Annotated in this window: 18 protein-coding genes; 15 read left to right on the top strand and 3 right to left on the bottom strand. The window is 59.4% G+C overall.

Going from position 1 to position 23,009, the window contains the following annotated elements:
* Positions 1–361: 361 nt before the first annotated feature.
* The 9 genes from N8H71_RS15650 to N8H71_RS15610 all read left to right on the top strand — a co-directional run bounded on the left by N8H71_RS15650 (position 362) and on the right by N8H71_RS15610 (position 12,996).
* Positions 362–1,963, top strand: a complete 1,602-nt coding sequence (locus N8H71_RS15650; protein WP_262194685.1) for an ABC transporter substrate-binding protein — start codon at positions 362–364, stop codon at positions 1,961–1,963.
* A gap of 260 nt (positions 1,964–2,223) precedes the next feature.
* Positions 2,224–3,849, top strand: coding sequence for an ABC transporter substrate-binding protein (locus N8H71_RS15645; protein WP_262194684.1), 1,626 nt, complete (start codon positions 2,224–2,226; stop codon positions 3,847–3,849).
* Positions 3,850–4,148: 299 nt separating this feature from the next.
* Complete coding sequence (locus N8H71_RS15640) at positions 4,149–5,747, top strand: ABC transporter substrate-binding protein (RefSeq protein WP_262194683.1); 1,599 nt, start codon at positions 4,149–4,151, stop codon at positions 5,745–5,747.
* A gap of 177 nt (positions 5,748–5,924) precedes the next feature.
* The gene (locus tag N8H71_RS15635) at positions 5,925–7,340 is read left to right on the top strand and encodes an OprD family porin (RefSeq protein ID WP_007953663.1); all 1,416 of its coding nucleotides are present in this window, start codon (positions 5,925–5,927) and stop codon (positions 7,338–7,340) included.
* 78 nt (positions 7,341–7,418) lie between these two features.
* A complete protein-coding gene (locus N8H71_RS15630) occupies positions 7,419–9,014 on the top strand; it encodes an ABC transporter substrate-binding protein (protein WP_262194682.1) in 1,596 nt (531 codons plus the stop codon).
* A 74-nt stretch (positions 9,015–9,088) separates the two neighbouring features.
* Positions 9,089–10,099, top strand: a complete 1,011-nt coding sequence (locus tag N8H71_RS15625; protein WP_047597886.1) for an ABC transporter permease subunit — start codon at positions 9,089–9,091, stop codon at positions 10,097–10,099.
* Positions 10,100–10,110: 11 nt separating this feature from the next.
* Positions 10,111–11,037, top strand: a complete 927-nt coding sequence (locus N8H71_RS15620) for an ABC transporter permease subunit (protein WP_115076533.1) — start codon at positions 10,111–10,113, stop codon at positions 11,035–11,037.
* A 10-nt stretch (positions 11,038–11,047) separates the two neighbouring features.
* The gene (locus N8H71_RS15615) at positions 11,048–12,016 is read left to right on the top strand and encodes an ABC transporter ATP-binding protein (protein ID WP_085685664.1); all 969 of its coding nucleotides are present in this window, start codon (positions 11,048–11,050) and stop codon (positions 12,014–12,016) included.
* Complete coding sequence (locus tag N8H71_RS15610) at positions 12,016–12,996, top strand: peptide ABC transporter ATP-binding protein (RefSeq protein ID WP_262194680.1); 981 nt, start codon at positions 12,016–12,018, stop codon at positions 12,994–12,996. The genes N8H71_RS15615 and N8H71_RS15610 overlap by 1 nt, the downstream gene beginning before the upstream one ends.
* 216 nt (positions 12,997–13,212) lie before the next feature.
* Here N8H71_RS15610 and N8H71_RS15605 read toward each other — a convergent pair whose 3' ends face one another.
* The 3 genes from N8H71_RS15605 to N8H71_RS15595 form a co-directional block, all read right to left on the bottom strand.
* On the bottom strand, positions 13,213–13,473 hold the full coding sequence (locus N8H71_RS15605) for a hypothetical protein (protein ID WP_064384136.1): 261 nt from the start codon (positions 13,471–13,473) through the stop codon (positions 13,213–13,215).
* Between the two features lie 160 nt (positions 13,474–13,633).
* Positions 13,634–14,836: an MFS transporter gene (locus N8H71_RS15600; RefSeq protein WP_262194679.1), complete on the bottom strand. Its 1,203-nt coding sequence runs from the start codon at positions 14,834–14,836 to the stop codon at positions 13,634–13,636.
* Between the two features lie 127 nt (positions 14,837–14,963).
* Entirely contained in the window at positions 14,964–16,547 is a 1,584-nt protein-coding gene (locus N8H71_RS15595; RefSeq protein ID WP_085608055.1) for a peptide chain release factor 3, read from the bottom strand.
* 356 nt (positions 16,548–16,903) lie between these two features.
* Between N8H71_RS15595 and N8H71_RS15590 the strand changes: the two genes are divergently transcribed.
* From N8H71_RS15590 to N8H71_RS15565, 6 genes are all read left to right on the top strand, one after another.
* Positions 16,904–17,593, top strand: a complete 690-nt coding sequence (locus N8H71_RS15590) for an ABC transporter permease (protein ID WP_262194688.1) — start codon at positions 16,904–16,906, stop codon at positions 17,591–17,593.
* 21 nt (positions 17,594–17,614) lie between these two features.
* The gene (locus tag N8H71_RS15585) at positions 17,615–18,508 is read left to right on the top strand and encodes a glycine betaine ABC transporter substrate-binding protein (protein WP_262194678.1); all 894 of its coding nucleotides are present in this window, start codon (positions 17,615–17,617) and stop codon (positions 18,506–18,508) included.
* A 13-nt stretch (positions 18,509–18,521) separates the two neighbouring features.
* Entirely contained in the window at positions 18,522–19,175 is a 654-nt protein-coding gene (locus N8H71_RS15580) for an ABC transporter permease (protein ID WP_007953690.1), read from the top strand.
* Positions 19,172–20,329 carry an osmoprotectant ABC transporter ATP-binding protein OsmV gene (locus N8H71_RS15575; RefSeq protein WP_093104729.1) on the top strand — a complete coding sequence of 386 codons (1,158 nt, stop codon included), beginning with the start codon at positions 19,172–19,174 and terminating at the stop codon, positions 20,327–20,329. The genes N8H71_RS15580 and N8H71_RS15575 overlap by 4 nt, the downstream gene beginning before the upstream one ends.
* A gap of 150 nt (positions 20,330–20,479) precedes the next feature.
* The gene (locus N8H71_RS15570) at positions 20,480–21,235 is read left to right on the top strand and encodes a hypothetical protein (RefSeq protein WP_262194677.1); all 756 of its coding nucleotides are present in this window, start codon (positions 20,480–20,482) and stop codon (positions 21,233–21,235) included.
* A gap of 607 nt (positions 21,236–21,842) precedes the next feature.
* The gene (locus tag N8H71_RS15565) at positions 21,843–23,006 is read left to right on the top strand and encodes a type III PLP-dependent enzyme (protein WP_007953693.1); all 1,164 of its coding nucleotides are present in this window, start codon (positions 21,843–21,845) and stop codon (positions 23,004–23,006) included.
* Positions 23,007–23,009: the final 3 nt, after the last annotated feature.

Below are 23,009 nucleotides of genomic sequence, written 5' to 3'. Positions count from 1 at the left end.
ACCGTGCGGCGAAGCCGCATGCATCGAGAGGAGGTGCAGCGAAGCAAACCGTAGGCGATGCCCCCGGATGAATCCCGTAACGAAGGAACCCCGAGCCCCAGCGAGCGGGCCGAACGCCGGGGCCCAAGACCTTTGCTTCCTTTGGGGCGTTTGCCAAAGGGAGTCGCCGTAAGGGCGAAACCATAAGCCGCCGTTACCGAAAAAATGGATATGTACACATCCCCCCCAAAAAAACGAATACGCCCAAAAACCGCTGGATATACCGAGATAGACGCACCCCCTCAAAAAACAATATTTCCGAACACCCTCAAATCCCCGCTAACCTCAAACAACAACCACCTGAAAACCCCACGGGCCAGACATGCATAGATCCACCCTCAAACCACTCCTGATTACCCTGGCCCTGACCGCCATAACCCCCATCGCAAACGCAGCAACAACCCTGGTGTACTGCTCCGAAGCCAGCCCCGCCGGCTTCGACCCCAGCCAATACACCAGCGGCACCGACTTCGACGCCTCCGCCGAAACCGTCTTCAACCGCCTAACCCAATTCAAACGCGGCGGCACCGAAGTCGAACCCGGTCTGGCCACAAGCTGGGACGTAACCCCGGACGGCCTCCAGTACACCTTCCACCTGCGCCAGAACGTAAAATTCCACACCACGGATTACTTCACCCCGACCCGCACCTTCAACGCCGACGACGTCCTGTTCACCTTCCAGCGCCTGCTCGACCCGGACAACGCCTTCCGCAAGGCCTACCCCGCCGAGTCCCCGTATTTCACAGACATGGACCTGAACACCACGATCAAATCCGTGGAAAAACTCGACGAAAACACCGTGCGCTTCAACCTGAACAACGTCGACGCCGCCTTCGTGCAAAACCTCGCCATGAGCTTCGCCTCGGTGCAATCGGCCGAATACGCCACCCAACTGTTGAAGGAAGGCCACGCCGCCGACCTCAACCAGAAACCGGTCGGCACCGGGCCGTTCGTGTTCAAGCGTTATCAGAAGGACGCACAGATCCGCTACACAGCGAACAGGGACTACTGGAAACCCGAAGACGTAAAAATCGATAACCTGGTGTTCTCGATCACCCCGGACGCCGCCGTCCGCCTGCAAAAGCTCAAGACCGGCGAATGCCAGGTCAGCGGCTACCCGCGCCCGGCCGACATCGAAGTGATGGAAAAAGACCCGAATCTGCGGGTGTTGAAACAGGCCGGTTTCAACCTCGGCTTCCTCGCCTACAACACCACCCACCCGCCGCTGGATCAGCTCAAAGTGCGCCAGGCGCTGGACATGGCCATCGACAAACCGGCGATCATCAAGGCTGTTTACCAGAGTGCCGGACAACTGGCACAAAACGCCTTGCCGCCGGCGCAATGGTCATTCGATCCGAACATAAAAGACGCGCCGCACGACCCTGTAAAAGCCAAGGCGCTACTCAAGGAAGCCGGGGTTGCACCGGGTACAACCATCAACCTTTGGGCGATGACAGTGCAGCGTGCGTCCAACCCGAACGCGCGAATGTCGGCACAAATGATTCAGCAGGACTGGGAGAAGATCGGGATCAAGGCCAACATCGTCAGCTATGAATGGGGCGAATACATCAAGCGCGCCAAGAATGGCGAACACGACGCGATGATCTACGGCTGGACCGGTGACAACGGCGACCCGGACAACTGGCTGGGCGTGCTTTACAGCTGCGCGGCAGTGAAAGGCAGCAACTACGCCAAATGGTGCGACCCGGCCTACGACAAGCTGGTACAGCAGGCCAAGGTATCCACCGATAAATCGCAACGGGTAAAACTGTATCAACAGGCGCAACTGATCCTTAAACAGCAGGTGCCGATCACGCCGATCGCCAACTCCACGGTGTTCCAGCCACTGCGCAAGGAAGTCACCGACTTCAAGATCAGCCCGTTCGGTCTAACCCCCTTCTATGGCGTGGGTATAAATAAGTAACACCCAGCCCCAACCGGGCGCATTTTGCGCCCTGGTTGCACCATTTCAGGGCGGCATTTGCACCGTAAAAAACGTCCGCAAACGGTTAAATGCGTCAAAAGTTATACAGATGCGACATTAAGGTACGTTCGTGCCACGCTTTGACGCCGCCGAGCGCTCTGGATCTTGCATTGGGTATGGGCCCTGCATAAGTATCCGCAGGCACGACTCACGAGGTCGTACCTCACAACTAAAAAATGACAACAAATCATGAGGCCAACATGCTTAAACACGCGGTCATTCCGTTTTTAGTCGGCGCAGGCTTGTTAGCCTCCGCACCTTTCGCCACCGCTGCGACTAACCTGGTGTTCTGCTCCGAAGGCAGCCCGGCCGGTTTCGATCCAGGCCAATACACCACCGGAACCGACTTCGACGCCTCAGCCGAAACCATGTTCAACCGTCTGACCCAGTTCGAGCGTGGCGGTACCGCCGTGATTCCTGGTCTGGCGACCAAGTGGGACATCTCGGATGACGGCCTGACTTACACCTTCCACCTGCGCGAAGGCGTCAAGTTCCACACCACCCCGTATTTCAAGCCGACTCGTGAGTTCAACGCCGACGACGTGCTGTTCACCTTCAATCGCATGATTAACAAGGATGACCCGTTCCGTAAGGCGTACCCGACCGAATTCCCGTACTTCACCGACATGGGGATGGACACCAACATCACCAAGATCGATAAAGTCGACGACCACACCGTCAAGTTCACCCTGAAAGAAGTCGACGCCGCGTTCATCCAGAACATGGCCATGAGCTTCGCGTCTGTTCAGTCCTCCGAGTACGCAGCCCAGCTGCTGAAGGAAGGCAAGGCTGCCGACATCAACCAGAAGCCGATCGGCACTGGCCCGTTCGTGTTCAAGAGCTACCAGAAAGACTCCAACATCCGTTACACCGGGAACAAGGACTACTGGAAGCCTGAAGACGTGAAGATCGACAACCTGATCTTCGCCATCACCACCGACCCGTCGGTACGTATCCAGAAGCTGAAAAAGAACGAGTGCCAGGTCACCCTGTTCCCTCGTCCGGCTGACCTCAAGGCGCTGAAAGAAGACCCGGCGCTGAAGATGCCTGACCAGGCTGGTTTCAACCTGGGCTACATCGCCTACAACGTGATGGACAAGGTCAAGGGCAGCAACGAGCCGAACCCGCTGGCCGACCTGCGCGTTCGCCAGGCGCTGGACATGGCTGTGAACAAGCCACAGATCATCGACTCGGTTTACCAGGGCGCCGGCCAACTGGCTGTCAACGCCATGCCGCCAACCCAGTGGTCCTACGACACCACTATCAAGGACGCCAAGTACGATCCTGAGAAAGCCAAACAGCTACTCAAGGAAGCCGGCGTCAAGGAAGGTACCGAGATCGTCCTGTGGGCCATGCCGGTTCAGCGTCCGTACAACCCGAACGCCAAGCTGATGGCTGAAATGCTTCAGTCCGACTGGGCGAAGATCGGCCTGAAAGTGAAGATTCAGAGCTACGAGTGGGGCGAGTACATCAAGCGCTCCAAAGGTGGCGAGAACCAGGGCATGCTGATTGGCTGGAGCGGTGACAATGGTGATCCGGACAACTGGCTCAACGTGTTGTTTGGTTGCGACTCCCTGAGTGGCAACAACTTCTCCAAATGGTGCGACAAGAAGTTCGACGGCCTCGTGAAAGAAGCCAAGCGCACCACTGACCAGGCCAAGCGCACCGAACTCTACAAAGAGGCGCAACACGTCCTCAAAGATGCAGTCCCTATGACACCTATCGCTCACTCGACGGTGTATCAACCCATGCGCGCCAACGTGCAGGACTTCAAGATCAGCCCATTTGGCTTGAACTCCTTCTACGGCGTCAGCGTCAGCAAATAAAAGAAGCAGCGGCGACGTTTTCAGCGTCGCCGCTGTTTTTTTGCCGAGAAGCCAGGAATTTGCCTACAACCTTTTCCGCCCCGCCTTACCGGGACGGTTCGGGACGTGTTGCCTTTTCCTACGAGGCTTTAGGACAAAGCGCATTTACTGCCAGACCCACGGCCCCTACCGTCGGGTTCTGACCAGTGACTGCGTGGGCTATCGGTTTTGCTGCCGTATTGGTTTGAGCTCAATGCCGCCACAACGTCCCTGGACGGGATCGCGGCGCATTGAAAAACACTAAAAAAAGAGGGAGCGTCATGCGCCATACCTTGGTTTTTTCCGCATTGCTGGGCGCCGGCCTGTTGGCCGCCACGTCCGCCAGTTACGCCGCCGGCAACAGTCTGGTGTTCTGCTCCGAAGGCAGCCCGGCAGGTTTCGACACTGCGCAGTACACGACGTCGACCGATAACGACGCCGCCGAGCCGTTGTACAACCGTCTGGCCGAGTTCGAAAAAGGCGCGACCGGTGTTGTACCGGGCCTCGCCACCAGCTGGGATATTTCCGAGGATGGTCTCAAGTACACCTTTCACCTGCGTGAAGGTGTAAAGTTTCATACAACGCCGTACTTCAAGCCGACGCGCGACTTCAACGCCGACGACGTGCTGTTCACGTTTAACCGCATGCTCGATCCGCAACAGCCGTTCCGTAAGGCTTATCCGACCGAGTTCCCGTATTTCAACGGGATGAGCCTCAACAAGAACATCGCCAAGGTCGAGAAGACCGGGCCGTTGACCGTGGTCATGACGCTCAACAGCGTCGACGCCGCGTTCATCCAGAACATCGCCATGAGCTTCGCCGCCATCCTGTCCGCCGAATACGCCGACAAGCTGCTGGCCGAAGGCAAGCCGAGCGACATCAACCAGAAACCGATCGGCACCGGGCCGTTCGTGTTCAAGAGCTATCAGAAAGACTCGAACATCCGTTACACCGGCAACCCGCATTACTGGGACCAGAGCCGGGTGAAGCTGAAGAACCTGATTTTTGCGATCAACACCGACGCTTCTGTTCGCGTACAGAAAGTCAAAGCCAACGAATGCCAGGTCACCGTCAACCCGCGTCCGGCTGACGTGCCGGCGCTGAAAAACGATCCGAAACTTCAACTGATCGAAAAACCCGGCTTCAACCTCGGTTACATCGCCTACAACACCCGCCACAAGCCGTTCGACCAGCTCGAAGTGCGTCAGGCGCTGGACATGGCGGTAAATAAACAGGGGATTCTCAACGCTGTTTATCAAGGCGCCGGCCAACTGGCCGTCAACGCCATGCCGCCGACCCAGTGGTCCTACGACGACACGATCAAGGACGCCGCCTACAACCCGGAGAAAGCCAAAGAGCTGCTCAAGGCTGCCGGCGTCAAGGAAGGCACCGAGATCACCCTCTGGGCGATGCCGGTACAACGGCCGTACAACCCCAACGCCAAACTGATGGCCGAAATGCTCCAGGCCGACTGGGCCAAGATCGGTCTGAAAGTGAAGATCGTCAGCTACGAATGGGGCGAGTACATCAAGCGCACCAAGAATGGCGAGCACGACATCAGCCTGATCGGCTGGACCGGTGACAACGGGGACCCGGACAACTGGCTCGGCACGCTGTACAGCTGCGACGCCATCGGCGGCAACAACTACTCCATGTGGTGCGATCCGGCTTACGACAAGCTGATCAAACAGGCCAAGGTCGTCACCGACCGCGACCAGCGCACCGTGCTCTACAAACAGGCCCAGCAACTGCTCAAGCAGCAAGTGCCGATCACGCCTGTCGCCCACTCGACGGTCAACCAGCCGCTGAGCGCCAAAGTCGAAGGGTTCAAGGTGAGCCCGTTCGGTCGCAACGTGTTTTCGGGTGTCAGCATCGATTAAACCAAAAACCGATTAGCCGCAATGCTGAGGGGGCCGTCTACCCCCTCACGCAAGCGCTTTGCCGAAATTCGCCAATCAGGCCTTTTGCAAACGTTTGCGATGTGTGAATGAGTTCTAAACCAATAACCGGTCAACCAAAAAAGGCCGGCATAAAAAGAAAGTAAAGGAGCTTCACCCATGAAACTGAGCAATACCGCGATACTGGCCCTGGCCATCAGCAGCATCACCGCCACGGCTTACGCGGAAACCCAAAGCCAGGCGTTCACTCCGGTGACCGTCAATGAGAAGAGCGCCCAGGCTGAAGCCACCGGCTTCCTCGAAGGTCAGTCGATCAGCGGCTCGACCCGTAACTGGTACGCCAACGAGCAACTGAAGCGCGGCGGCAAGTTCACCTATCGCAAGGATGGCGTGGCCACCCCGACCGACCGTCGTATCAACTGGGTGCAAGGCACCATCGTCAAGTACAACTCGGGCTTCACCGAAGGTACTGTGGGTTTCAGCACCGAAGTGGCGGCGTACAACGCCATCGCGCTGGAGCGTGACCGCGAGAACCTGGCGTCCAACAACGGTGGCGCACCGGGCACCCGTCCAGGCGCGGGCAACAACCGTACCCTGACCCGTGAAGGCGGCGAAGCTCAGGGCCAGTGGAGCAAAGTCGGCCTGGCCAACGTCAAGGCGCGGATCTCCAACACCACCCTGACCGCCGGCCGCATGAACTTCAGCAGCCCGCAGGTCGACGTGATCGGCAACCGTCCGCTGCCTTCGAGTTTCGAAGGTGTTGCGATCCACAGCGAAGAGCTGAACAACCTGTCCTTCGACCTGGCCTCGTTCGATCGCGTTTCGCCGCGTACTGAAGAAAGCCTGAGCAAGTTCCGCTCCGAATACGGCGCGATCGATGCCGAAGCCGACCATGTTCACACCGGCGGCATCTCGTACCAGCCGTTCGCCAGCCTGACCACCAGCCTGTGGGGCACCCAGGCCGAAGACCTGTGGAACCAGTACTACTTCGGCGCCACCCACGTGCTGGGTGACAGCTCGGTGCTGGCTCTGACCACCGGTCTGAACTACTACAAGACCGTGGACGAAGGTAAGAAAAAACTGGGCGAAATCGACAACGACACCTACTCCCTGTCGTTCGGTCTGACTCACCAGGCGCATACCTTGACCTTCTCCTACCAGGAAGTGAACGGTAACGAGTACTTCGACTACCTGCACGAAACCAACGGTATCTACCTGGCCAACTCCCTGCTGTCGGACTTCAACGGCCCGAACGAGAAATCCTTCCAGGTGGCCTACGGTCTGAACATGGCCGAATACGGCGTGCCAGGTCTGAAGTTCAACATCTACCAGGCCCGCGGCTGGGGCATCGACGGCACTCACTACAAGGGTGGCGGCTACGATGGCGTGCAGTCGATGGACGGCGAGCACCACTATGAATACGGCATCGGTGCCGCTTATGCGGTACAGAGCGGTCCTCTGAAAGCCACCACCGTTCGTGCGACCTACACCGCGCACCGCGCGAGCGAGAACCAGGCTGACGGCAGCATCAACGAGTTCCGTCTGGTGACCACCGTTCCATTCAACATCCTGTAAAAACGCCAGCCGACGGCTGACTCAGTGACGAGTCGGCCGTTCGGCTTTTTGTCTTCAACCGATTGCAGAGGGTTCTTGATGAAAATGCTTCCCCTACGTGCGGCCATCGCGGCTGCGTTGCTGAGTGTCGCTGTCGGCGTCTCGGCCAAACCCTTGGTGGTCTGCACCGAAGCCAGTCCGGAAGGCTTCGATATGGTCCAGTACACGACTGCAGTCACTGCCGACGCGGTGGCCGAAACCATCTTCAACCGTCTGGCGGACTTCAAGCCCGGCACTACCGAAGTGATTCCGGCGCTGGCCGAGTCCTGGGACATCAGTGAAGACGGCCTGACCTACACGTTCCATCTGCGCAAAGGCGTCAAGTTTCACACCACCGAATATTTCAAGCCGACCCGCGACATGAACGCCGACGACGTGGTCTGGAGTTTCCAGCGTCAACTGGACCCGAATCACCCGTGGCACAAGCTGTCGAGCGTGGGCTTCCCGTACTTTGAAAGCATGGGCTTCAAGGAACTGCTGAAAAGCGTCGAGAAAATCGACGACAACACCGTCAAGTTCACCCTGACCCGTCGCGAAGCGCCGTTCCTGGCCGACATCGCCATGGCGTTCTCCTCGATCTACCCGGCCGAATACGCCGATCAGTTGCTCAAAGCCAACAAGACCGGCGACCTGAACAACAAACCGGTCGGCACCGGCCCGTTCATCTTCCAGCGTTACGCCAAGGACGCCCAGGTACGCTTCAAGGCCAACCCGGACTACTTCCGCGGCAAGGCCCCGGCTGACGCGCTGATCCTGGCGATTGCCACCGACAACAACGTGCGTTTGCAGAAGCTCAAGGCCAATGAGTGCCAGATCGCGCTGTATCCAAAACCGGATGACATCCCGAGCATCAAGAAAGACGACAAGCTGAAAGTCGATGAAATGGACGCGATGACCGTCTCGTACATCGCCATGAACACCCAGCACAAATACATCAGCGACGTGCGGGTGCGCAAAGCGATCGACATCGCCTTCGACAAGGAAGCCTACGTCAACGCGCTGTTCGGCAAAGGCAACGCGTCGGTCGCGGTCAACCCGTACCCGCCGACCCTGCTGGGCTACAACCACGAGCTGAAGAACCCGCCACGTGACCTCGACAAGGCCCGCGCCCTGCTCAAGGAAGCCGGCGTACCGGAAGGCACCGTGTTTACTCTGTTTACCCGCAACGGCGGCGGCCCGACCAACCCGAACCCGATGCTGGGCGCGCAGATGATGCAGGCTGACCTGGCGAAAGTCGGGATCAAGATCGACATCCGCGTGATGGAATGGGGCGAGATGCTCAAACGCGCCAAGGCCGGCGAGCACGACATGGTCTCGGCCGGATGGGCGGGCGACAACGGCGACCCGGATAACTTCCTGACGCCTATGCTCAGTTGCGAAGCGGCCAAGAACGGCGAAAACTACGCTCGCTGGTGCAACGAGAAATTCCAGACCCTGCTGGACGAAGCACGGGCTAAAGTAGATCCGGCCGAACGCGCCAAACTGTATGAAGAGGCGCAAGTCATCTTCAATCAGGACCAGCCGTGGATCAGCATGGCCCACACCCGCATGTTCACCGCAATGCGCAACAACGTAGAGGGTTATCACATCAGCCCTCTGACAACCAATAACTTCGCCACCACCCAGGTGAAGTAGATAAGAAAACTCCCGGCCTCCCTGACCCCAGGGTCGCCGGGCACGCCTAACCGGCTGATGAGGTAGCACACAAGATGTTTAGTTTTATTGCCCGCCGACTGGGGTTATTGATCCCCACGTTTTTCGGCATCACCTTGCTGACTTTCGCGTTGATTCGCATGATTCCCGGCGACCCCGTGGAAGTGATGATGGGCGAACGTCGGGTCGACCCCGAAATGCACGCTCAGGCAATGGAACGCCTCGGTCTGAACAAACCGCTGTACGCCCAGTATCTGGACTACATCGGCAAACTGGCCCATGGCGACCTCGGCGAATCCCTGCGCACCCGTGAGAGCGTCTGGACCGAGTTCACCTCCCTCTTCCCGGCGACCCTGGAACTGTCCATGGCCGCCCTGCTGTTCGCCGGCATCCTGGGTCTTCTGGCCGGGGTGATTGCGGCCCTCAAGCGAGGATCCCTGTTCGACCACGGGGTGATGGGCATCTCCCTCGCGGGTTACTCGATGCCGATTTTCTGGTGGGGCCTGATCCTCATCATGTTCTTCTCGGTGAGCCTGGGCTGGACCCCGGTATCCGGGCGAATCGACCTGCTTTACGACATCGAGCCGCGCACCGGCTTCATGCTGATCGACACCCTGCTGGCCGATGACATGGGCGCGTTCCTCGATGCCCTGCACCACCTGATCCTGCCGGCCATCGTGCTGGGCACCATTCCGCTGGCAGTGATCGCGCGGATGACCCGTTCGTCGATGCTCGAAGTGTTGCGTGAAGACTACATTCGTACTGCCCGGGCCAAAGGCCTGTCGCCGTCGCGCGTGGTGTTCGTCCACGGCCTGCGCAACGCACTGATTCCGGTACTGACCGTGGTCGGCCTGCAAGTCGGCACCCTGCTGGCCGGTGCGGTTCTGACCGAAACCATTTTCTCCTGGCCCGGCATCGGTAAATGGCTGATCGAAGCCATCGGCGCCCGGGACTACCCGGTTGTGCAAAACGGCATCCTGTTAATCGCCTGCCTGGTGATTCTGGTCAACTTCGTGGTGGACATCCTCTACGGCTTTGCCAACCCACGCATCCGTCATCAGCGCTGAGGTCAATACCCATGAGCACTCCAACTTCCTCAGTAGTCACCGCCGCCACCGCCGTGGATCAAAGTCTGCTGTACCCGTCACCGTACAAAGAGTTCTGGCAGGCCTTCGCCAAGAACAAGGGTGCCGTCGCCGGCCTGCTGTTCATGCTGCTGGTGATTTTCTGCGCGATCTTCGCGCCGTGGGTCGCCCCGCATAACCCGAGCGAGCAATACCGTGACTTCCTGCTGACGCCGCCGGCGTGGCTCGAAGGCGGACAGATGCAGTTCCTGCTCGGCACCGATGAACTGGGTCGCGACTTGCTGTCGCGTCTGATCCAGGGTTCGCGCCTGTCGCTGCTGATCGGCCTGTCGTCGGTGGTGATGTCGCTGATCCCGGGAATCCTGCTGGGCCTGTTCGCCGGCTTTTTCCCGAAAATGATCGGCCCGACCATCATGCGTCTAATGGACATCATGCTGGCCCTGCCGTCGCTGCTGCTGGCCGTGGCGATCGTCGCCATCCTCGGCCCTGGCCTGATCAACACCGTGATCGCGATTGCCGTGGTTTCGCTGCCGTCCTACGTGCGTCTGACCCGTGCCGCCGTGATGGGTGAGCTGAACCGCGACTACGTGACCGCCGCGCGCCTGGCCGGTGCCGGCCTGCCGCGCCTGATGTTCATCACCGTGCTGCCGAACTGCATGGCACCGCTGATCGTTCAGGCGACCCTGAGCTTCTCCTCGGCGATCCTCGATGCCGCCGCCCTGGGCTTCCTCGGCCTCGGCGTCCAGCCGCCAACCCCTGAGTGGGGCACCATGCTGGCTTCGGCCCGCGACTACATCGAACGCGCCTGGTGGGTGGTGAGTCTGCCTGGTTTGACCATTTTGCTCAGCGTGCTGGCAATCAACTTGATGGGCGACGGCCTGCGCGATGCGCTGGACCCGAAACTCAAGAACGCCGCCTGAGGAGATTCCCATGTCACTGTTAGAAATCAAGAATCTCAATGTTCGCTTCGGCGACAAGAACGCCACCCCGGTCGTCGACGGCCTCGACCTGAAAGTCGACAAGGGCGAAGTCCTGGCGATCGTGGGCGAGTCGGGTTCCGGCAAGTCCGTGACCATGATGGCGCTGATGGGCCTGATCGAGCACCCGGGGATCGTCACCGCCGACTCGCTGAGCTTTGACGGCAAGGACATGCTCAAACTGAGCAATCGCCAGCGTCGGCAGATCGTCGGCAAAGACCTGTCCATGGTGTTCCAGGACCCGATGACCGCGCTGAACCCGAGCTACACCGTCGGTTTCCAGATCGAAGAAGTGCTGCGCCTGCACCTGAAAATGTCCGGCAAGGCCGCCCGCAAGCGCGCCATCGAACTGCTGGAAAAGGTGGAAATCCCTGGCGCTGCCAGCCGTATGGATGCCTACCCGCATCAACTGTCCGGCGGTATGAGCCAGCGTGTGGCGATTGCCATGGCGATTGCCGGCGAGCCGAAACTGCTGATCGCCGACGAGCCGACCACCGCACTCGACGTGACGATTCAGGCGCAGATCATGGACCTGCTGCTGGCGTTGCAGAAAGAGCAGAACATGGGCCTGGTGCTGATCACCCACGACCTCGCCGTGGTAGCCGAAACCGCCCAGCGCGTCTGTGTGATGTACGCCGGTCAAGCCGTTGAAGTCGGTCAGGTTCCGCAACTGTTCGACATCCCGGCGCACCCGTACAGCGAAGCGCTGCTCAAGGCGATTCCGGAACACAGCCAGGGTGCCGAGCGTCTGGCCACCCTGCCGGGCATCGTTCCCGGCCGCTACGACCGCCCGCAAGGCTGCCTGCTGTCGCCGCGCTGCCCGTACGTGCAGGACAGCTGCCGCGCGCAGCGTCCGACCCTTGACCCGAAAAGCAACAGCCTCGCCCGCTGCTTCTACCCGTTGAACCAGGAGGTGGCGTAATGGCCGTCGTACTTACCGCCCGCGACCTGACCCGTCACTACGAAGTCTCCCGTGGCCTGTTCAAGGGCCATGCCACTGTGCGCGCCCTCAACGGCGTGTCGTTCGAGCTGGAAGCCGGCAAGACCCTCGCCGTCGTCGGTGAATCGGGCTGCGGCAAATCCACCCTCGCCCGCGCCCTGACCCTGATCGAGGAGCCGTCGTCCGGCTCGCTGAAAATCGCCGGGCAAGAAGTGGCCGGCGCCGACAAGGCTCAGCGCAAACAACTGCGCAAAGACGTGCAGATGGTGTTCCAGAGCCCTTACGCGTCGTTGAACCCACGGCAGAAAGTCGGTGATCAACTGGCCGAACCGCTGCTGATCAACACAAACCTTTCGGCCGCCGAGCGTCGCGAGAAAGTCCAGGCGATGATGAAGCAGGTCGGCTTGCGTCCCGAGCACTACCAGCGCTATCCGCACATGTTCTCCGGCGGTCAGCGTCAGCGTATCGCGCTGGCTCGCGCCATGATGCTGCAACCGAAAGTGCTGGTGGCGGACGAACCGACCTCGGCGCTGGACGTGTCGATCCAGGCACAGGTGCTGAACCTGTTCATGGACATGCAGCAGGAGTTCAACACCGGTTACGTGTTCATCTCGCACAACCTGGCGGTGGTGCAGCACGTGGCCGATGACGTGATGGTGATGTACCTCGGTCGCCCGGTGGAAATCGGTCCGAAGCACGACATCTATGCCCGTCCTCTGCACCCGTACACCCAGGCGCTGCTGTCGGCGACTCCGACCATCCACCCGGATCCGGACAAGCCGAAAATCAAGATCGTCGGCGAGCTGCCCAACCCGCTGAACCCGCCGCCTGGCTGCGCGTTCCACAAGCGCTGCCCTTACGCCACCGCGCGTTGCAGCAGCGAGGAGCCGGCCCTGCGCCAGCTCGACACGCGTCAGGTTGCATGCCACTACGCCGAGCAATTCCTCGACGGCGCGGCCTAAAAGCAGATTTGGAGATCGACACAAAATACTGTGGGAACGAGTTTGCTCGCGAAGGCACTGGATCAGTCGACATGCATATCAACTGACACACCGCAATCGCGAGCAGGCTCGCTCCCACAAGAGTTGGGTTGTTCTCTGAATTGAAGTGTTGACCAAACCCCTTCTGCCTCGATTGCGCATCAGTCGAGGTAAAAGGGGTTTTCTTTTGGCTGGAATCTACGTCTGGCTATCGCCCTCGTCCGGATCGTCGGTGTCCGGCTCATCGGTGGTCGAATCGTCATCGTCGGCGCTGCCACCCTGGCCCTGATCGCCCGGCTCGGACTCGGACTTGGCCAGCATCAGCGCGCTGTGCCCCACCTGCCCGCTGGAGGCCTGGGTATCGTGATCCTCGCACTCGGCCCAGGCCGTCGCGGTGCCGAGGGACAGCATCACCATCACTTTCAACAGCAGCAAAACGCGTAGCAACCTGTTTTTCATAGCCGAGTCCATCCTGTTCCAGGTGAGAAATTCGTGCTGACCTGACGCTGATTGAAATCTAGTTCCGATCCGCCGGGTTCACCAGATAGGACGCTAACCCATGCCCGGAAATGCCATGCGTGGACAGACCGCTTTCGAATAACGCTCATAACCGGATCGGCTAAAGCCCTTTCGAAGCTCGAATTCGAGTTGCCTGATAAATCAGCGGCACTGACAGCAAGGCCAACACGGCACTCGCCAACCAGACACTGTGGCCACCGAACTGGCCGTAGAGCTGCCCACCCAGCACCGGCGACAACAGCGAACTCGCACTCCAGGCCATGAAGAACAGACCAAAGTAGCGGCCGCTTTTTCCGGTTTGCGCATGCTGCATCACCAGCACGTTCAACGGCGGCATGAACAACGCCTCCCCCAGCGTCCAGATCACGGTCGAGAGGCAGGCATAAACCAACCCGGAACCCAGCGGCAACATGCCGAGCCCGAGCGCCAGCAGCACACAACCGGCGATCAACGGCCGGCGCGCGCCCCAGCGTTCCCCCCAGTGCGACATGGGAATCTGCAGCGCCACCACCAGAATCGCATTGATCGCGAACTGCCAGCCGATGGCCTCGGTACTCAAGCGGTAATAGTCGCGAAGGTAGTTGCCCAAGGTGCTGTAGACCGTGTCGAACGCCATGCCCAGAAGGACGGTCGCCGCCAGCAGCCAGAGGAATGGCTTGTCGCGATACGGCAGGCCCGTGCCCGATTGCGTCTGTGGTGCCTCGTCAGCGATCAGCACCGGTCGGCGCCAGGTTGTGCGGACAAACCAGAGCAGCGCCAGCAGCGTGAGCCCGGCGCTGATGAAAAACACCCAGCGAAAATCCACCTGTGCCAGAACACCGCCCGCCACACCGGCAGCGGCCATCCCGAGGTTCCTGGCAATGCGGCTCAAGGCCTGCGCCCGTGGGCGCTGCGCGACTTCGCAATACTCCATGATCAGCCGCTGATGCAGGGTGCGGATTGCACCGTCGAGAGTGCCGCTGAGCAACAGCAGCCCGGCCAGCAATGGCACTTGCGTGACCAGCCCCAGCGAGACCAGAACCCACGCAGAGACAAAGAACAGAGCAGCCGTCAGTCGCGCCGTGCGCACGTGGTCACTGAGCCACCCGCCGAGCATCGAGCCGATCAGCAGACCGCATCCATATGCCGACAGCAGCCAGCCGACCGTTTCGATCGCCAGCCCCAGCTCCTGCCGCAAGTACAACGCCATGAACAGCTTGACCATGCTGCTCAGGCGATTGATGAACAGCAGCGCCGCCAGCACCCAGGCCATCAGGCTGAAATAGCCGTCGGGCCGAAGCAGATGAGCGAGCCTCCCTGTCATTCGATTGCTCCCTTGTTGATCGACCAGACGCACCGCGCCCGACTTGAATGAGTTCGCATACTTAATCAACACGCAAAAAAAAGCCCACTGTTTTATCAGTGGGCTTTCGGGTGTCGCCAATCAGCGCTTAGTGATGCTCACGTGTCGCACGGAATTTCACGTCCGGCCAGCGCTCTTCCATCAGGGCCAGGTTGACGCGGGTCGGTGCGAGGTAGGTCAGGTGACCGCCGCCGTCCAGTGCCAGGTTTTCCACGGCCTTGTTGGAGAATTCCTCCAGCTTCTTCTTGTCGCTGCATTCGATCCAGCGCGCGGAGTACACGGTGATCGGCTCGTAGGAGCACTCGACCTTGTATTCCTCTTTCAGGCGGCTGGCGACCACATCGAACTGCAGCACACCGACGGCGCCGAGGATAATGTCGTTGCTGCGCTCCGGGAAGAACACCTGGGTCGCGCCTTCTTCGGCGAGCTGTTGCAGGCCCTGGCGCAGTTGCTTGGATTTCAGCGGGTCGCGCAGGCGTACGCGGCGGAACAGTTCCGGGGCGAAGTGCGGGATACCGGTGAAGCCCAGGGTTTCGCCTTCGCTGAAGGTATCGCCGATCTGGATCGTGCCGTGGTTGTGCAGACCGATGATGTCGCCGGCGTACGCTTCTTCCAGCTGTTCACGCTCGGAGGAGAAGAACGTCAGGGCGTCGCCGATGCGCACGTCCTTGCCGGTACGCACGTGGCGCATCTTCATGCCTTTCTCGTACTTGCCGGAGCAGATACGCATGAAGGCGATGCGGTCGCGGTGTTTCGGGTCCATGTTCGCCTGGATCTTGAAGATGAAGCCCGAGAACTTCTCTTCCACCGGCTCCACGGTACGCTCGTTGGCCACACGTGGCAGCGGACGCGGCGCCCAGTCGACCACGGCGTCGAGGACGTGATCGACACCGAAGTTGCCCAGTGCGGTACCGAAGAACACCGGAGTCAGTTGACCGTCGATGAACTCCTGCTGGTTGAACTCGTGGCAGGCGCCCTGCACCAGTTCCAGCTGTTCGAGGAAACGGTCGTACTCGTCGCCCAGGTGAGCGCGGGCTTCATCGGAATCGAGCTTCTCGATGATCTTGGTTTCGGTGCGTTCGTGACCGTGACCGGCGGTGTAAACGATGATGTAGTCGTCCGCCAGGTGGTACACGCCCTTGAAGTCTCGGTAGCAACCGATCGGCCAGGTGATCGGCGCAGCCTTGATCTTCAGCACGGCTTCGATCTCGTCGAGCAGTTCGATCGGGTCGCGGATGTCACGGTCGAGTTTGTTGATGAAGCTGACGATCGGCGTGTCACGCAGACGGCAGACGTCCATCAGCGCGATGGTGCGTGGCTCTACACCTTTACCGCCGTCGAGGACCATCAAGGCCGAGTCCACCGCAGTCAGGGTGCGGTAGGTATCTTCGGAGAAGTCTTCGTGGCCCGGGGTGTCGAGCAGGTTGATCATGTGTTCGCGATACGGGAACTGCATGACCGACGTGGTGATCGAGATGCCCCGCTGCTTTTCCATCTCCATCCAGTCGGATGTCGCATGGCGGTCGGATTTACGGGATTTCACCGTGCCGGCCACAGCAATCGCCTTGCCCATCAGCAAGAGCTTTTCGGTGATGGTGGTTTTACCGGCATCGGGGTGGGAAATAATGGCGAAAGTGCGGCGTTTCGCGACTTCGGCGGCCTGTCTGGTCATGGGAAATCGCCTGGCGGTGATTCAAAAAAGGGCGGCGATTATAGCCCAACTCGATTCAATAACCGAACCGTTGAGCACATTAAGGGTGGCCAAATGCTGCCGCAGATGGGAACCTTTTAAAGCACGGAGACGTCCATCCCCTGTTACGAATTTTCGTCAGGGGCTGAAAAATCAGCAAGTTAGCCTGACGAGGCTGCGCTCATGGCTCGCTTTCAGACCGCTTTTGCCGGGCTGAAAAAAAGCTGCTTCTCGCGAACGCTGACTCCGGCAGCCAGGAATGGCATGCCACGCGGAACTGCGTTCGCCGACTATAAAAAAGGAGTCCGCCTGTGGCTATCCGCTATGGCAAAGGGCTGATGGGAGGTGCGGTGGTGATCGCGCTCCTGGCCCTGCTGGTCCACTGGATCGGCATCAACACGATCGAACACTACCGCGACGATTTGTTGTTTTACCTGCAAGCTCATCTGATCCTCGTCCTCGCTTCAATGCTGGCCGCCCTTGTCGTGGGCATCCCCGCCGGTATCTTCCTGAGCCGCCCGACCATGGTCGGCCGCGCCGAACGCTTCATGCAGATCTTCAATATCGGCAACACCGTGCCTCCGCTCGCCGTGCTTGCGATTGCCCTCGGGGTTCTCGGCATCGGCAGTGGCCCCGCGATCTTCGCCCTGTTCCTGGCCTCTCTTTTGCCGATCGTGCGCAACACCTATGAAGGGCTGAAAAACGTCCAGGGCTCGCTGAAAGAGGCTGCCATCGGTATCGGCATGACCCCGCGTCAGGTGCTGTGGCAAGTCGAACTGCCCAACGCCGTGCCGATCATCGTTGGCGGTGTACGCGTCGCGCTGGCGATCAACGTCGGTACCGCGCCGCTGGCCTTCCTGATCGGTGCCAACAGCCTCGGCAGCCTGATCTTCCCCGGCATCGCCCTGAACAATCAGCCGCAACTGCTGCTCGGCGCCGCGTGCACCGCACTGCTGGCCCTGCTGCTCGATGGCGTGGTCACCCTCGCCAGCCGTCTCTGGCTGGAACGCGGTTTGCGCCCGTCTTAAGGCTTTTGCGAAGGAATGAACATGAAACGACTTAGCTTGATCTTAGGCTGCGTTCTGCTGTTCGCAGGATTGGCGCAAGCCGCCGAAAAACCGGTGATTCGCCTTGGCGCCCGGGTATTCACCGAGCAGACCCTGCTCGCGGAAATCACCGCCCAATACCTGCGCAGCAAAGGCTACGACGCGCAGATCACCGGTGGTCTGGGCAGCAACCTGGCCCGCAGCGCCCACGAAAGCGGGCAGCTGGACATGCTCTGGGAATACACCGGCGTGTCGCTGGTGGCCTACAACCATGTCACCGAAAAACTCGACAGCGAACAGTCCTACGCCCGGGTGAAAGAACTCGACGCGAAAAAAGGCCTGGTCTGGCTGACGCCGTCGAAGTTCAGCAACACCTACGCCCTCGCCCTGCCCAAAAAGGTCGCCGAGGAATATCCGCAGATCAGCAACATCAGCCAGTTGAACGACGTGCTGCGCAGCGAGGCCAAGACCAATCACCTGGTGGCGCTGGACACCGAGTTCGCCAACCGCTCCGACGGTCTGGACGGCATGGTCAAGCTCTACGACATGAACCTGACCCGCAAAAACATCCGGCAGATGGACGCAGGGCTGGTCTATACCGCGCTGCGCAACGGTCAGGTGTTTGCCGGTCTGGTCTACACCACCGACGGTCGCCTCAATGCTTTCGGCCTGAAGCTGCTGGAAGACGACAAGCATTACTTCCCGGACTACACCGCCGCGCCAGTCGTGCGTCAGGCCTACCTCGACGCCCATCCAAAATTGGCTGAGCAACTCAAACCGCTGGCCGAACTGTTCGACGACGAGACCATGCGCCAGCTCAACGCGCGGGTCGATGTCGATCACGAAAGCCCGTCGAAAGTCGCTGCCGATTTCCTGCGCCAGCACCCACTGAACTAAGGGAGGAAAAGACATGGAATTTTTGAACGCCTTTTCCCACCTCGACTGGCAGCAGGTGATGCACCTGACCTGGCAGCACATCACCCTGGTCGGCATCGCCGTCAGCCTGGCGATTCTCATCGGCGTGCCGCTGGGCATCCTGATGACCCGGTTTCCGAGCCTCGCCGGTCCGTTGCAGGCCAGCGCCACGGTGCTGCTGACCGTGCCGTCGATTGCGCTATTCGGGCTGCTGCTGCCGTTCTACTCGAAATTCGGCCAGGGCCTCGGCCCGATGCCGGCGATCACGGCGGTGTTCCTTTATTCACTGCTGCCGATCATGCGCAACACCTACCTCGCCCTGACCGGCGTCGAACCGGGCATCCGTGAAGCCGCACGCGGCATCGGCATGACCTTCGGCCAGCGCCTGCGCATGGTCGAGTTGCCGATCGCGGTGCCGGTGATCCTCGCCGGCGTGCGCACCGCCGTGGTGATGAACATCGGCGTGATGACCATCGCCGCGACCATCGGCGCCGGCGGCCTCGGCGTACTGATCCTCGCCTCCATCAGCCGCAGCGACATGTCGATGCTCATCGTCGGCGCGCTGCTGGTCAGTCTTCTGGCGATCTTCGCCGACCTCATTTTGCAGTGGCTGCAACGTTCGCTGACTCCAAAAGGACTCCTCAAATGATCGAACTTCAAAACCTCAGCAAGACCTTCCAAAGCAACGGCAAAGATGTGAAAGCCGTGGACTCGGTAAGCCTGACCGTCAATGAAGGCGAAATCTGTGTGTTCCTCGGGCCATCGGGCTGCGGCAAAAGCACCACGCTGAAAATGATCAACCGCCTGATCAAGCCGACCTCGGGCAAGATCCTGATCAACGGCGAAGACACCACCGACCTCGACGAAGTGACCCTGCGCCGCAACATCGGTTACGTGATCCAGCAGATCGGTCTGTTCCCGAACATGACCATCGAAGAGAACATCGTCGTCGTGCCGAAACTGCTCGGCTGGGACAAACAGAAATGCCACGACCGCGCCCGCGAACTGATGAGCATGATCAAGCTTGAGCCCAAGCAATATCTGCATCGTTACCCGCGCGAACTGTCCGGCGGCCAGCAGCAACGGATCGGCGTGATCCGCGCGCTGGCGGCGGATGCACCGCTGTTGCTGATGGACGAACCGTTCGGTGCGGTCGACCCGATCAACCGCGAGATGATCCAGAACGAATTCTTCGAGATGCAGCGCGCGCTGAACAAGACCGTGATCATGGTCAGCCACGACATCGACGAAGCGATCAAGCTCGGCGACAAGATCGCGATCTTCCGCGCCGGCAAACTGTTGCAAATCGACCATCCGGATACCTTGCTCGCCCATCCGGCGGACGACTTTGTCAGCAACTTCGTCGGCCAGGACAGCACCCTCAAGCGTCTGCTGCTGGTGAAAGCCGAAGACGCGGCGGACAACGCGCCGTCGGTGAGCCCGGAAACCCCGGTGGCGGATGCGCTGGAGCTGATGGATGAACACGACCGTCGTTATGTGGTGGTCACCTGTGCCGAGAACAAGGCATTGGGTTACGTGCGACGTCGCGACCTGCACCGTCAGACCGGCACCTGTGCGCAATTCCTCCGCGAGTTCAACGCCACGGCTGCATACGACGAGCATTTGCGCATCCTGTTGTCGCGGATGTACGAGTTCAATCGCGCATGGTTGCCGGTGATGGATGCCGAGCGAGTGTTCCTTGGCGAGGTTACGCAAGAGTCGATTGCGGCGTACCTGAGCTCGGGTCGATCGCGGGGGATGAAGACCAATATTGTGTCGCCGGCCGAAGCGGTGGTTGCCTGATAACAAGGGGCTGTCTGACAGCCCCGTTTACACTGCCTCTTCAGCCCTTTATCAATGGAGGCCGGCTTGCCCCAAATAATGGCACATGGATATCATCCTCTGGCGAGCGATTAACAACGCTTCTCAAGGACGGATCAAAAGGATGATGCAGTGATCGATCAAATCGTGGCGCTGAACGCATTACGTAAAGAACTCCCCGATGCCGTTGGCTGGACGACCTTGGGCCCTTATCTGTTTCATGCACCGGCCGAGATGGTCGAGGGCGAAAATCGTTTTGTTTGCACCCATATCGCCATTTACAACGAATCAAATACGACCCTGACAAATCTGAAGGTCCTGTATCGAGGCAACTTTCAATTCACGCCCAGGATTGTCTACTCTCGCCACGAAGCCGCAGTCAAATGGCAACACAATGCGCAAGACAAGGAACTCATTCTCACTGACGTCCCTCCCAACGAAACGGTTGAAATATCGATCTACAATCCGTTGGAGTTTGATGTAGTACAGGTCTTGGTGAATGGTAAAAAAATCACCGACTTCATGACCCGCAGAGCGCTAGCGAAAGCCTATCCGGTGCCCCTGCGATGGCGTATCGCTTTGCCGCTGGTGATCACTGTGGCGCTTTGCCTGCTGTCATTCCTCAGTTGGCAAACGTACGACATCGTCAAGAACAACAGCGATTACGATCTTCTTTCTACCGTGCCAAAGGGTTTTTCCAGCTGCCGACCGTATGTGTTCGACAACCCTCCTGACGGCTCTGGTGAGAAAAAGCTTGAACGCCTCTTGAAGCAGGATAACGCATGGCTGGACTTCATATTGGCGATGAACAACGCCACTGATTCAAGTGAACTGCACCTCAAAGACCGGGTGGTGCTCTGCAAAGCAGTCGATAAACCAAAAAATTAAGCTCTGCACTTGAGATATTGAGCAGCGAAGAGAAGCAATCTGTCAGACGGCGTCCGAATTTCGACTGGTATCCGGCCTCAACCTGACAGATTCATTCTATTCAGCAAGGTGAAAAAAAATATCAACAGTCGCGTCAGGTGATATTACTCAGCCGTCCCGTTCGAGCAAGCCAACTCCCCCCTCATACCACCCACTCGCCGCCAACGTCGCCGATGTTGTCGCCTTCGTACTTTTCATCGATTTGCACTCATCAGCTGCGAACGTGCAGGTATTTTTAACACCTGAAAATTATGGCGGAACATCTGAGCGTCATATCGGTCGGCTACAAAGAGTGAGATCCACGACGCACGTCAGAAGCGTGCAAAAACGCGACATTTTTAGTTGATCTCAGGCCCCTCACGCCCTAAAGTTCGCGCCGAACGTCCATGCTGGAAACGATCCATCCGGCTCAAGTACTGACGACGAGACAGCAAGGCCAAGGGCAGCGACCCATGGCCTTTTTGCTTTCGGCGACATGCCTTGGGAAGTAGGCGAACCAAAGTGGGGATACGGAGGACGTTCATATGCACCCATTGATTAACGACGTTTGCCACTAGGAGTCCCAAGTATGTCGATCCAGGTCGAAGACTATTTCGCGCGCGAAACCTTTCAGAAAATGAAGGCGTTCGCCGACAAACAGGAAACCCCGTTCGTGGTGATCGACACCGCGATGATCGCCCAGGCCTACGATGACCTGCGCGCCGGTTTCGAATTCGCCAAGGTCTACTACGCGGTCAAGGCCAACCCGGCCGTCGAGATCATCGACCTGCTCAAAGAAAAAGGTTCGAGCTTCGACATCGCCTCGATCTATGAGCTGGACAAAGTGCTGAGCCGTGGCGTCAGCGCGGACCAGATCAGCTACGGCAACACCATCAAGAAATCCAAGGACATTCGCTACTTCTATGAGAAGGGCGTGCGCCTGTTCGCCACCGACTCGGAAGCCGACCTGCGCAACATCGCCAAGGCCGCACCGGGCGCCAAAGTCTATGTGCGCATCCTGACCGAAGGCTCGACTACGGCCGACTGGCCACTGTCGCGCAAGTTCGGCTGCCAGACCGACATGGCCATGGACCTGCTGATCCTCGCCCGCGACCTGGGCCTGGTGCCATACGGCATCTCGTTCCACGTCGGCTCGCAACAGCGCGACATCAGCGTCTGGGACGCGGCGATCGCCAAGGTCAAAGTGATCTTCGAGCGCCTGAAGGAAGAAGACGGCATTCACCTGAAGCTGATCAACATGGGCGGTGGCTTCCCGGCCAACTACATCACCCGCACCAACAGCCTGGAAACCTACGCCGAAGAAATCATCCGCTTCCTCAAGGAAGACTTCGGTGATGACCTGCCGGAAATCATTCTGGAACCGGGCCGTTCGTTGATTGCCAACGCCGGCATCCTGGTCAGCGAAGTGGTGCTGGTCGCGCGTAAATCCCGCACCGCCGTCGAGCGTTGGGTTTATACCGATGTGGGCAAGTTCTCCGGCCTGATCGAAACCATGGACGAAGCGATCAAGTTCCCGATCTGGACCGAGAAGAAAGGCGAGATGGAAGAAGTCGTGATCGCCGGCCCGACCTGCGACAGCGCCGACATCATGTACGAAAACTACAAGTACGGCCTGCCGCTGAACCTGGCGATCGGTGATCGCCTGTACTGGCTGTCGACCGGTGCGTACACCACCAGTTACAGCGCCGTAGAGTTCAATGGCTTCCCGCCGCTGAAATCGTTCTACGTGTAAGCA

This window comes from Pseudomonas koreensis, from assembly GCF_025447595.1.
GTDB lineage: Bacteria > Pseudomonadota > Gammaproteobacteria > Pseudomonadales > Pseudomonadaceae > Aquipseudomonas > Aquipseudomonas koreensis_H.
This window is presented reverse-complemented; position numbering and strand designations above follow the sequence as displayed.

Excerpts from the sequence above, each read along its gene's own strand:
- N8H71_RS15585 (WP_262194678.1), top strand. The coding sequence starts at position 17,615 with ATGAAACGACTTAGCTTGATCTTAGGCTGCGTTCTGCTGTTCGCAGGA.
- N8H71_RS15595 (WP_085608055.1), bottom strand. The coding sequence starts at position 16,547 with ATGACCAGACAGGCCGCCGAAGTCGCGAAACGCCGCACTTTCGCCATT.
- N8H71_RS15640 (WP_262194683.1), top strand. The coding sequence starts at position 4,149 with ATGCGCCATACCTTGGTTTTTTCCGCATTGCTGGGCGCCGGCCTGTTG.
- N8H71_RS15565 (WP_007953693.1), top strand. The coding sequence starts at position 21,843 with ATGTCGATCCAGGTCGAAGACTATTTCGCGCGCGAAACCTTTCAGAAA.
- N8H71_RS15605 (WP_064384136.1), bottom strand. The coding sequence starts at position 13,473 with ATGAAAAACAGGTTGCTACGCGTTTTGCTGCTGTTGAAAGTGATGGTG.
- N8H71_RS15645 (WP_262194684.1), top strand. The coding sequence starts at position 2,224 with ATGCTTAAACACGCGGTCATTCCGTTTTTAGTCGGCGCAGGCTTGTTA.
- N8H71_RS15620 (WP_115076533.1), top strand. The coding sequence starts at position 10,111 with ATGAGCACTCCAACTTCCTCAGTAGTCACCGCCGCCACCGCCGTGGAT.
- N8H71_RS15590 (WP_262194688.1), top strand. The coding sequence starts at position 16,904 with ATGGGAGGTGCGGTGGTGATCGCGCTCCTGGCCCTGCTGGTCCACTGG.
- N8H71_RS15575 (WP_093104729.1), top strand. The coding sequence starts at position 19,172 with ATGATCGAACTTCAAAACCTCAGCAAGACCTTCCAAAGCAACGGCAAA.
- N8H71_RS15615 (WP_085685664.1), top strand. The coding sequence starts at position 11,048 with ATGTCACTGTTAGAAATCAAGAATCTCAATGTTCGCTTCGGCGACAAG.
- N8H71_RS15625 (WP_047597886.1), top strand. The coding sequence starts at position 9,089 with ATGTTTAGTTTTATTGCCCGCCGACTGGGGTTATTGATCCCCACGTTT.
- N8H71_RS15650 (WP_262194685.1), top strand. The coding sequence starts at position 362 with ATGCATAGATCCACCCTCAAACCACTCCTGATTACCCTGGCCCTGACC.
- N8H71_RS15580 (WP_007953690.1), top strand. The coding sequence starts at position 18,522 with ATGGAATTTTTGAACGCCTTTTCCCACCTCGACTGGCAGCAGGTGATG.
- N8H71_RS15600 (WP_262194679.1), bottom strand. The coding sequence starts at position 14,836 with ATGACAGGGAGGCTCGCTCATCTGCTTCGGCCCGACGGCTATTTCAGC.
- N8H71_RS15610 (WP_262194680.1), top strand. The coding sequence starts at position 12,016 with ATGGCCGTCGTACTTACCGCCCGCGACCTGACCCGTCACTACGAAGTC.
- N8H71_RS15630 (WP_262194682.1), top strand. The coding sequence starts at position 7,419 with ATGAAAATGCTTCCCCTACGTGCGGCCATCGCGGCTGCGTTGCTGAGT.
- N8H71_RS15635 (WP_007953663.1), top strand. The coding sequence starts at position 5,925 with ATGAAACTGAGCAATACCGCGATACTGGCCCTGGCCATCAGCAGCATC.